This window comes from Coprococcus sp. TF11-13 (assembly GCF_003481085.1).
GTDB lineage: Bacteria > Bacillota > Clostridia > Lachnospirales > Lachnospiraceae > Coprococcus > Coprococcus aceti.
Genome location: NZ_QUKK01000018.1, coordinates 1 through 9,405 on the forward strand (window position 1 = coordinate 1; position 9,405 = coordinate 9,405).

General features: G+C 41.2%; 9 protein-coding genes and 4 pseudogenes. 3 read left to right on the forward strand and 10 right to left on the reverse strand.

All coding sequences use genetic code 11. The annotated features are described in order from the left end of the window. The first annotated feature begins 289 nt into the window (after nt 1–289). Nucleotides 290–526 (forward strand): DUF6061 family protein, encoded by a 237-nt coding sequence (locus DXD11_RS13840; RefSeq protein ID WP_054703081.1) that lies wholly within the window; start codon nt 290–292, stop codon nt 524–526. Nucleotides 527–899: 373 nt separating this feature from the next. Here DXD11_RS13840 and DXD11_RS13845 read toward each other — a convergent pair whose 3' ends face one another. From DXD11_RS13845 to DXD11_RS13895, 10 genes and pseudogenes are all read right to left on the reverse strand, one after another. After that, nucleotides 900–1,364: a hypothetical protein gene (locus DXD11_RS13845; RefSeq protein WP_242849410.1), complete on the reverse strand. Its 465-nt coding sequence runs from the start codon at nt 1,362–1,364 to the stop codon at nt 900–902. Between the two features lie 177 nt (nt 1,365–1,541). Beyond that, nucleotides 1,542–1,745: pseudogene (locus DXD11_RS13850) on the reverse strand (AAA family ATPase); the annotation flags it as partial. A gap of 81 nt (nt 1,746–1,826) precedes the next feature. Next, nucleotides 1,827–3,173, reverse strand: a complete 1,347-nt coding sequence (locus DXD11_RS13855; protein ID WP_054703079.1) for an MATE family efflux transporter — start codon at nt 3,171–3,173, stop codon at nt 1,827–1,829. Next, a complete protein-coding gene (locus DXD11_RS13860) occupies nt 3,163–3,618 on the reverse strand; it encodes a MarR family winged helix-turn-helix transcriptional regulator (RefSeq protein WP_022046904.1) in 456 nt (151 codons plus the stop codon). Before DXD11_RS13860 ends, DXD11_RS13855 begins: the two co-directional genes overlap by 11 nt. Before the next feature lie 176 nt (nt 3,619–3,794). Then, nucleotides 3,795–4,145, reverse strand: a pseudogene (locus tag DXD11_RS13865) (MGMT family protein); the annotation flags it as partial. Further along, a pseudogene (locus DXD11_RS13870) lies at nt 4,144–4,425 on the reverse strand (TnpV protein); the annotation flags it as partial. The pseudogenes DXD11_RS13865 and DXD11_RS13870, both read right to left, overlap by 2 nt. A gap of 361 nt (nt 4,426–4,786) precedes the next feature. Next, complete coding sequence (locus tag DXD11_RS13875; protein ID WP_243105885.1) at nt 4,787–5,536, reverse strand: DUF6040 family protein; 750 nt, start codon at nt 5,534–5,536, stop codon at nt 4,787–4,789. Next, entirely contained in the window at nt 5,475–7,196 is a 1,722-nt protein-coding gene (locus DXD11_RS13880; RefSeq protein ID WP_118758617.1) for a MobA/MobL family protein, read from the reverse strand. Before DXD11_RS13880 ends, DXD11_RS13875 begins: the two co-directional genes overlap by 62 nt. 280 nt (nt 7,197–7,476) lie before the next feature. Then, nucleotides 7,477–7,791 carry a hypothetical protein gene (locus DXD11_RS13890; RefSeq protein WP_055219036.1) on the reverse strand — a complete coding sequence of 105 codons (315 nt, stop codon included), beginning with the start codon at nt 7,789–7,791 and terminating at the stop codon, nt 7,477–7,479. A gap of 146 nt (nt 7,792–7,937) precedes the next feature. Next, nucleotides 7,938–8,168, reverse strand: coding sequence for a helix-turn-helix domain-containing protein (locus DXD11_RS13895; protein WP_002578307.1), 231 nt, complete (start codon nt 8,166–8,168; stop codon nt 7,938–7,940). Nucleotides 8,169–8,343: 175 nt separating this feature from the next. On the opposite strand from DXD11_RS13895, the gene DXD11_RS13900 reads away from it, so the two are divergent. Both DXD11_RS13900 and DXD11_RS13905 read left to right on the forward strand, forming a co-directional pair. Beyond that, nucleotides 8,344–8,973, forward strand: a complete 630-nt coding sequence (locus tag DXD11_RS13900) for a helix-turn-helix domain-containing protein (RefSeq protein WP_054703076.1) — start codon at nt 8,344–8,346, stop codon at nt 8,971–8,973. A gap of 86 nt (nt 8,974–9,059) precedes the next feature. Beyond that, nucleotides 9,060–9,405 (forward strand): annotated as a pseudogene (locus tag DXD11_RS13905) (site-specific integrase); the annotation flags it as partial.

Consider the following 9,405-nt stretch of genomic DNA (forward strand, 5'->3'; position numbering starts at 1 on the left):
GATTGAGATTTCACCTGTTTTAAGAGATTTAATAACTGTTATATTTTGTTATTAAATTCTCCGCAATTCCTTGAAAACACTGGATTTGTCGCAGGTGAGCTTTCCCTTATTGTTTCCCTTGTGTTATATCGTCCTACCAGTGTTTACGAACACTGATAAGGGAAAATACAAGGGCAAAAAAATTATATAAAACAGTATAACACAAAATAAAAGTGACATGGTGAACTGATTGAAATGCTTCTGATTTTTGTAACAGATGATTTATTGATCGATAAGGAGATAAGATACGATGAGAACAATATTTGCAGAATATAATCCCGGACGAAACAGCATTGATGTTTATACCAGTGCAGGCTATATGCTTCGCATTGACTGTTGGGAAGCAGAAAAGGACTTAAAAACCACACCAGGATCAGACTGTGCATTAAACGCACTCGCCATTGATGAACCTCTTGAATATGCAAGATTATATCTTGATGGAAATTTGCAGATGTGGGTAGATGCGGAAGATTCATTAGAATTATAAAATACAAGTAGCCTGTATTCTTTATTTCACATACAGGCTACTTAATCAAAATTACTATAATTGATGGTAAGCAAGTTTCTTAATATACCTTGTTTGAATAATACTGAGCCATTTGCATATTAATTTCAAATGAAAACTTTTTAGTTTTGATTCAGTATTTAATCAATGTTCCTATATTTTAAATATTCTGTGAACTTTTTAACTGCTGGAGTAATTTTGGTCCGATCTTTCATCGCCAATGCAATTTCTCTGAAATATGGTGTTTGAAATGGTCGGATTGCAATCTGATATGGTATACGTCTCAAAATCATTTCAGGAAGTATACCAAATGCGATTATTATTTATAAGTATTTCTTGAAGGTATTTTTCATCTTCAGGGCAACGTCCATCGCCCAATCGAACTGTTCAGACCACTTATCCTTATTTTAAAAATTTGCCGAATAAGATATAAGGATTCTGTTGGCTTTCTTGTCCAGTCATTAGGCTTTTCTACCACTTCAAATTTAACGGCGATATCCGAACTGCCTATTTGGTATAGTTTGATTTCTACCAAGAAGAGCGCAATATTCTCATCGGTGTGATTATTCAGCCACTCAATTGCAGAGCGATGTTCTTCTCTGGCTCTCTTGACAACCCAAATTACAATATCGGCAGATTTGCCGGAGGCATATGTAATCAATTTACCAAGGTAATCATGGTCTGTATCTTCAAGCTGATTTTCAATAATGGTTTTTCTGTCCGTTCCTGTTTCAGTTGCATAAATGTCTACATTAAAATCTCCAACGCTGGACTCAGTTTCATCAAAGGTTATCTCCAAGCCAACGGCATCCGCCAGCAACGCAAGATTGTCCTCTTCTGCAAGCCAAAGAGTAAAGTCTATTGCCTAAAAAGTTGCTTGATCAAGAGGTGAGTGCTAATTATTTGAGATTTTTTTTGCACACCTTGATTTTGCTTGGTATGCAGCCATTTTTTCTTTCCAACTGCCAAAGATGGGATTTTACTATAACCGGATTTTTTATTTCGCGCACTCCATAATAACCGCTTCACATCTGCCATATCCAAGCTGTGAACTGTTCAGACACAACGTGTAATTGCTGGCCTTTCCCCACTTCTGCCCGGTATAAAAGTTATAATTTGTCATACGCCTTTTATCTGTATCCTCTATCAGCTTTGCTGCTTTCTGGTCACTGACATTATATAACCAGCTGATACGCTGTATGCATCATCCAGAAGCATTCCCTTGGTCTCAAGCAATTACCTGCAGTGTCTCTCCCGCTCCCTTTTTTAAACATATAATGATTTATAAAGCGTTACTTTTTTTCTCTGCACGGTCAAGATAAATATAAAATCCAACATTTAGCACGATTCCCACCATTGTCGATACTGGTGCCGCAAGACCGATCTTCGTCAGGCTTGCATTCGGCTGGATACTCATCACATAGGCAAATGGAAGACGTACCAGCAATGTCTGGATTAATCCCTGTGTCATTACCCATACCGTCTTGTTATTACCATTGAAATATCCGACCATACTGAACAGAATTGCTGTCACGATTGTTTCCAGTGCGAATCCTTTCAGATATGCATACCCTTTCTGGATAACGGCTACATCCGTTGTGAAGAACCCTGCCAGTATATCGCCTCCAAACATCACCAATAAAAATACTATACATCCCACAACCAGGCCAACACCGATTCCGGTAAACATGGATTTCTTCGCACGCTTTGCCTTGCCTGCTCCGATGTTCTGAGATACAAAGGATGCCATCGACTGCATCAGCGCACTTGGAACCAGCATCGCAAAGTTGACAATCTTACATGCAACACCGTAACCCGAAGAAGCTTCCAGGCCAAGCCGGTTCACAAATGCACAAAGTGCCAGGAAGGACATCTGTGTCAGGAACTCCTGCAGTGCAAGCGGAAGTCCGATCTTTAGGAATTTCTTACACTGACTATTCAACCCGAAATCTTTTCTGGTAATCTTAAATGGAAGTTCCTTTTTGATCAGAATAACAATAGCAAATACTACGCTGAGTGCCTGCGCTGTAACAGTTGCAATCGCCGCACCTGCTGCGTCCATATGAAATCCTGCCACAAGTACTATATCTCCGATCACATTTACAATACATGCAACAAATACAAATAGCAACGGTGATTTACTGTCCCCCAGTCCACGGAAAATTGCTGATAAAAGATTGTATGCAACAATAAAGAAAATACCGCCTCCGCAGATACGCACATATACCGAGGTCAGCTCAACCGCCTCTTTCGGAGCCTGCATCAGGACTGAGATTGGATGTGCAAATCCAACCATAACAATAAATAATCCGACTGCAATCATCGTAAATACAACTGCTGATCCGCCAATGACCGATCCAATCTGCTCTGGTCTCTTTTCACCGAGATATCTCGCAATCAGTACCGTAATACCCATTGCAAACTGTGTCACTACAAAAGTTACAAGATTCAATACCTGACTTCCCGTAGAAACCGCTGAAAGCCCGGATGTAGAACCGAATCTTCCAACTACCAGAAGATCCACTGCACCGTATGCCGCCTGCAGGATCAATGATCCCAGCACCGGTATCATAAATGCAATCAGTTTTTTAAGTATGCTTCCTTGTGTAAAATCTGCCTTATCGTTCATCGTAATGTTTTCTCCTTTCGCACATGATCTGATAAAATTTCTCTATCGTCCGTATCATACATTCTGCATCTTCGTCCGAGATTTCTTCCATGTAAGGGAGCAGACTTTTAAAATATTGTTCGTCATATTTCTGCGAAAGATTTGTTCCCTTTCTTGTAACAGCTATGTATGTGACACGTCCATCTGCTTCAGAAGCCATTTTCTTAAGGTATCCTTTTTCTTCCATCTCTTTGACAGTTCTTGTAACTCCCGGTCTTGGAAGCTCCATTGCATCACTGATATCCGACACCTTTACCTGTACGCCCTGTCCTTCCAAAGACTGTATCGTATCCAGATATTGAATAAAGGATGAACGAACACCTTCGGGCAACGGTGGGAGCATCTCCCGGGTCCGCTTTGCCTGATAACATGCATCGAACATCCTTTTTATTATTTCACTTGTCATATTCTGTCCTCCTTATATATTATCAGTAAAATCACCACTTATACTTTCTTTTGCATTCATGGCACTTCTAGTAATTATCACAGTTAATTACCTTTGATAATTATATAAAAATTTAGAAATTTGTCAAGCTTTTATTCCATTGTTAACAGCTGATCCGCTGAAAATTTATCATCTTCTTAATATCTTCCGGAATTTTTTCCCAGATTTCCGCAGACACATATTCCATATTTTCCCAAATCTACCCTTCCATTTATCACTTCAACTCCATCCGCTCGAAGAAGTTCTGCCTGTACATCCTCTCCACCAAACGCAAATGCCCCGGCCAGTTCACCTTTCGCATTGACCACTCTGAAGCACGGAATATGTTCCGGATCCGGATTCTTATGCAGTGCATTGCCCACGGCTCTTGCCATTCTGTGGTCTCCCGCCATCTCTGCGATCTTCCCATAAGTTGCCACATGTCCTTTCGGAATACGCTTCACTGCTTCATAGATTCTCTTTGTCGGACTGTCCGTAACCAGATCATACCCAGACAATCTGATCTTTCTCTTTATCCGGCAAAGGCTCTTTTTTCTCTAGCTGTTTCAGAATCGCTTCTTCCCGTTCTCTGGCTGCCTTGTCTACTTCCAGAAGATGCTCTCCAATGGTGTCCTGCAGAAGCATCACCTGATAAGTTGAATTTCGATGATTCTTCAGATAATCTCTGTGAAGAAAACCATACTTGCCAAGTTGCTCCATCTGCTCACCGGATTTATAGGTGAGATTCGGGATCAGATATCCATTTACATTTGTATACGTTATATAAATAGGACATTCGCAATCCGCTTTCGCTACTTGCTCATGAACGCAGTTGCTTCGCTGCCTGCGTTCATTTTATTATGAGATTCCGACAGGTGTATTAAGAGGTACTGGGCACTCTTTATACCCGGCTATTGCAACTATCATAGGAACCTGTTGTTTTCGTATCCTCTGGATATATACTATTTTCAGGCAGCATTGCCAGTTAAATATTCTGTATTATGCTTTTCCTATTTCATGGATACTAACACTATTTCTTATTATAATTGGCTTTATTATAATAAAACCAATAAAGTAATATCCAAACGAATAAATTTTATTTTTATGCACAAATCGGACAGCTTTAAAAATTTAGCTGTCCGACCTACTCTTAATAATATCCCCGTTCTTCCTGCCAGTCTTTCACATAGCATCGAATTCCAATATAAATCACATGCACCAGTAGCAACAGCGTGATAAGATTTACAGGAATAACAGATTTTATCCATTCTCCAAAGTAAATTACAATAGCTGCACTCGTTATCGCCACTATTATACTGAGGATATCCCAGCAATATTTCCGGTAGATTTTTCCAACCTGATAGCCAATCCCAACTATCAGTAATCCGGTTATTATAAATAAAATTCCCATAACAATAGCTACGATCAGCCAGTACATAAGCCCGGAAAGGATACGGTTAGGTATTCCGCTGCTTAACTGTCCGAAAGAATCTGCACCTATGACAAACTCCCGAAACAAGCTTCCCATTCCTTTTCCTAACACACCGAAAAAGGTGATACAGTCGTTAAGGAAAACTGGCGAAAGAATAGCCGTAAACAGGGTTATTGTTATGCTGTACCATGCCAGTAGGAACAGGATACTTTCATAACCAGTTGTCATATTTTTAAATTTCTTTTCCAGCTGACTTTTGCGGTTATCGCATTTTTCTTTTGCTTTCTGGTAAGCAGTGCGGTCACATTTTTCACATTTCTCATAAGGCACTTTTTTCTCAACAGCTACCTCTACCGTCTTTTGGTGTGTCTGTGCATAAAGTTTCTCCTGTTCTGCTTTTTCATACTTAAATTTCCATGCCACGACTTCTGCGTTGGCTCTTTTCCTTCTGTCTGTCTCGTTGGTCAATCGCTCCTCTGTTTGCCTTAATCTTGTCCGCAATGCTTCGATATTCTCGACTCTGTTTTCGCTGTTCAATTTCTCGTTCAAGGTCAGCGATTCGCTTAGCTGCTTGTTCAGTTCCAAAATTGTCTGGTCTTTCTGATCCAGTTCGTCCTGCATCTGTTCTGTCATCAGCAAAAGTTCTTCCACCTGCCCGACGTTCTCTAAGTCTTTGCATCCGTTCATCAAGCTCCCTCACTTTCTCTATCTGCTGTTTAAGGTCAGCAATTCGGTGTTCTGTTTCTGCAATAAGCTGTTCTCGCTGTTCAGCTTCTGCGTTAATTCCTGCCATTGCTGATTCTCGGTTTCCAACTGTTCGATTCTGGTTTTCTGTTGCTCGATCTGTGAGAGCAGTTCTTCTGTATCTGGCAAAAGATTCAGCAGCCCGGATAATTCGCTGTTTAAGTTTTTTAAACTCTGGTTCTGCTCCTGAAAAAACAGAAGCTGCCTGTCCCGTTCCTGTAATTCCTGTATCATCTCTGCCATAAGATTCTGCTGTTCCTCGATCTGGTTTATCATTGTCTCCATCATGGGAATGACTTCCCGGCTTTCTTCTAATGTCATCCAATCGCACCTTCCATTGTGTCAATGCACCAGATACTTTTCCAAAAGAAATCTTTATTTTACCCAGCAGTGCATTTTGTCTTTTTATGATCTGGTTTTCCTCCACTTTCCATGAAGCGGAGGATGTCTGTCCGTTTTGAAATTTCTCATCAATTTTTCTGGCATCCGCACCCTCATGGATCGTTGGTATCTCAAATTTTCCCTGCCTTGCATAAGAACGGTGGTCAATGTGATTTTCCGTTTTCAAATGTGCATTACAGACATTTGCCCATTCGCTCCGCCATAGTTCACAATTTTTGGGATTGTTCCATCCGGTAGCATCGGTTAATACACGTTTCCACTGTTTACGATTCCTTGCACCGATTTTCGGATTACCGTTTTCGTCCAATACCGGGATTCGGATTCCATGACGGGCAGGGTTCTTTTTATCCTGCCACCAGTCCGGGTGAGACTCATCAACCACGATATTTCCATCATTATCTCTGACAAAATCCCAGTCTTTGACTTCTTTGTTTCCCCATGAATGGTCTGGATTGAATGGACGCATGGTAACAAGTAAATGCACATGTGGGTTTCCATCGCCCTTATCGTGAATGCTCCAATCTGCACACATGCCTTTGTCTACAAAGATTTTCTGAATATAATCCGTTGTATATTCAATCTGTTCCTTTCGGTTCCATTCTTTCGGTAGTGAGAACTCAAACGACCTGCCAAGCTGTGCATCCGCGGTCTTCTCAATCTTCAAAACTTCATTCCACAAACGCTGTTTCTGAAAAGTAAGTTTGAATTTTTCCAGTGCAGCTTCTTTGTTATCTGCTCTTTTATATCGGACTGATTTCTGGAACCGTCTGATAGTTTCAGCAGGTACATTCTGCCATTCCTGTGGTGCATTTTCACACATCATCAGGCTGGTATAAACGACTTCTTTTTTTGAAGTGTAGTAGCTGATCCTGCCTGTTTCTTCATTTTTCATCACATCGCCATTGAGATAAGCAGACGCCGATATGATGGATTTTCCTTTGCTGCGTCCAACAATCTTTACTGTATAATGAAAAATCGCCATGCTCCGTTTCCCCCTTTCTGCCGTATCCGGCTTTGATTTCCAGCAGGTAACCTTTTCCCTAAAAGAAAATGGTATCTGCCGGAACGCCCTCTGCATAAGAGTGCCTCCTGCGGCATGAGCAGGTCTGGCTGAAAGCCCCGCCGACGGAACGAGCCCGGCAAGCGTAAGCGCAGACCGGTTGCCATCTGTGGCAAACTTATACGGACGACCTCTGGTTGTCCATAAGTGCGCCCTTCATAAAAAAGCAATGAAGGGAATGGAAAACCCACTCCCTCCGGCATTACACTTCCTCCGTATTTGCAACTGGCTCTTTCTGCATTGCCTTTGAGAAAAACTTTCCGTTTGCTTCCTGCCTTTTTAAGAAGCCGATCAGCTTCGGGATATCTTCTTCCTCAATCGCAGAACCCAGCACCGATTCCACCGCACCGCCAATCTGGCAGAGCCTGTGTGTCCGCTTTTTGGTTTCCACATCTTTCTGACGTTTCTTCAGTTCCCGTTTCTGTGCTGCATACTGTTTTGCCTTCTCAAGGCTTTCCTGTTCTTTCTTTTCCAACTGGAGCATACGCTCCTCATAACTCTTTGTTGATCTTGCCATAAATATCATCGTCCTTTCATTTTTCTTCCAAACATAAGTTTCCTGTTGTCTGTCAGACTAAATACATGGTATAATCTGCTTGCGTGTAGGTATATCATGGCTCCGGTCTGATAGAACCTTTGGCGGTTTCTTCGGGAACCGCTTTTTTAAGTTGAACCGTTTCTTGTGACTGCTTTCACATTTCCCTTATCCCTCAAGTCCCTGCCCTCGTTGGCTTCCATAAAGAGTTCCAGCATATCTGTTTTGATCAGGACTTTTCTCCCAACCTTCAATACCGGAAGTTTCTTCCACTCTACCAACTTTCGCAGGGTGTTCCTGCCAATTCCCGTATAATCAGCAGCTTCCTCAATAGATAAGGCGATCTTTCTTTGCGTCATATGACCACCTCCTTATTGATTGCATTATGCAATTTCGTTTGTGCTGTCAGTATAGCGTGTTTGCATCTTGTTGTCAAGCATTATGAAATTATATTTCTTTTCTTTAAATTGCATATTGCAATATATGTTGTTACGTGGTATAGTAATGACATACCGAAAAAGGAGGCACATCGGCATGAAAGATAAAGAACTACGCAAGCTGATCGGCAGCAGGGCAAAACAGCGCCGTCTGGAATTAAATCTGACACAGCCTTATGTCGCAGAGAAGATGGGAGTTACCGCTTCCACAATCCTGCGTTATGAGAACGGTTCGATTGACAATACCAAAAAGATGGTACTGGAAGGTCTCTCGGAAGCACTTCATGTATCAATCAAATGGCTCAAAGGGGAAACCGATGAATATGAAACTGATATTACGGATAAGAAAGAATTGCAGATTCGTGATGCGATGGGCAACATTCTCAAACAGTTACCTCTTGACCTCAATAAAACAGAAGACGCTTTTTCTAAAGACTTACTGCTGTTACTGTTAAAGCAATATGAATTGTTTCTGGATTCGTTTCAGTTCGCCTGCAAAAATTACAAAGGCAGTACCAAAGATGCGGACATTGCCAAAGTAATGGGATTTGAATCGAAAGATGAATATAATGAGATTATGTTTCTCAGGGAGATCACGCATACTGTCAACGCATTTAACGATATGGCAGATGTGATAAGGCTCTATTCAAAGAAACCGGAAGCAGCCGAACAAAGACTTGCCAATCTTTTATCCGAAGTTATGTATGAGGATTCTGAATCGGTATAGTAAGACAACCGGAGTTGTGATATACTTACACGCAAGAAGCATTTCAACAGTTCCGATTGTCTGATATCGAAAGGAGACATACGATTATGGCAAAAGGATCTGTTAGAAAAAAAGGAAAAAAATGGTACTATCGCTTCTATGTAGAAGATGCAAGCGGTAAAATGGTTCAGAAAGAATACGCCGGAACCGAGAGTAAAAGTGAGACGGAAAAGCTTCTCCGCAAGGCACTGGAAGATTACGAAAATAAGAAGTTTGTCGCAAAGGCAGATAATCTTACCGTAGGAGAACTTCTGGACATGTGGGCAGAAGAAGAACTAAAAACTGGGACACTCAGCAACGGTACAGTAGAAAATTATCTTGGTGTAATCCGCTATATCAAAAAACACCCGATTGCAGACCGCAAACTGAAAACAGTTACTGCCGAACATTTAC

Excerpts from the sequence above, each read along its gene's own strand:
- DXD11_RS13855 (WP_054703079.1), bottom strand. The coding sequence starts at position 3,173 with ATGAACGATAAGGCAGATTTTACACAAGGAAGCATACTTAAAAAACTG.
- DXD11_RS13890 (WP_055219036.1), bottom strand. The coding sequence starts at position 7,791 with ATGGCAAGATCAACAAAGAGTTATGAGGAGCGTATGCTCCAGTTGGAA.
- DXD11_RS13840 (WP_054703081.1), top strand. The coding sequence starts at position 290 with ATGAGAACAATATTTGCAGAATATAATCCCGGACGAAACAGCATTGAT.
- DXD11_RS13895 (WP_002578307.1), bottom strand. The coding sequence starts at position 8,168 with ATGACGCAAAGAAAGATCGCCTTATCTATTGAGGAAGCTGCTGATTAT.
- DXD11_RS13900 (WP_054703076.1), top strand. The coding sequence starts at position 8,344 with ATGAAAGATAAAGAACTACGCAAGCTGATCGGCAGCAGGGCAAAACAG.
- DXD11_RS13860 (WP_022046904.1), bottom strand. The coding sequence starts at position 3,618 with ATGACAAGTGAAATAATAAAAAGGATGTTCGATGCATGTTATCAGGCA.
- DXD11_RS13880 (WP_118758617.1), bottom strand. The coding sequence starts at position 7,196 with ATGGCGATTTTTCATTATACAGTAAAGATTGTTGGACGCAGCAAAGGA.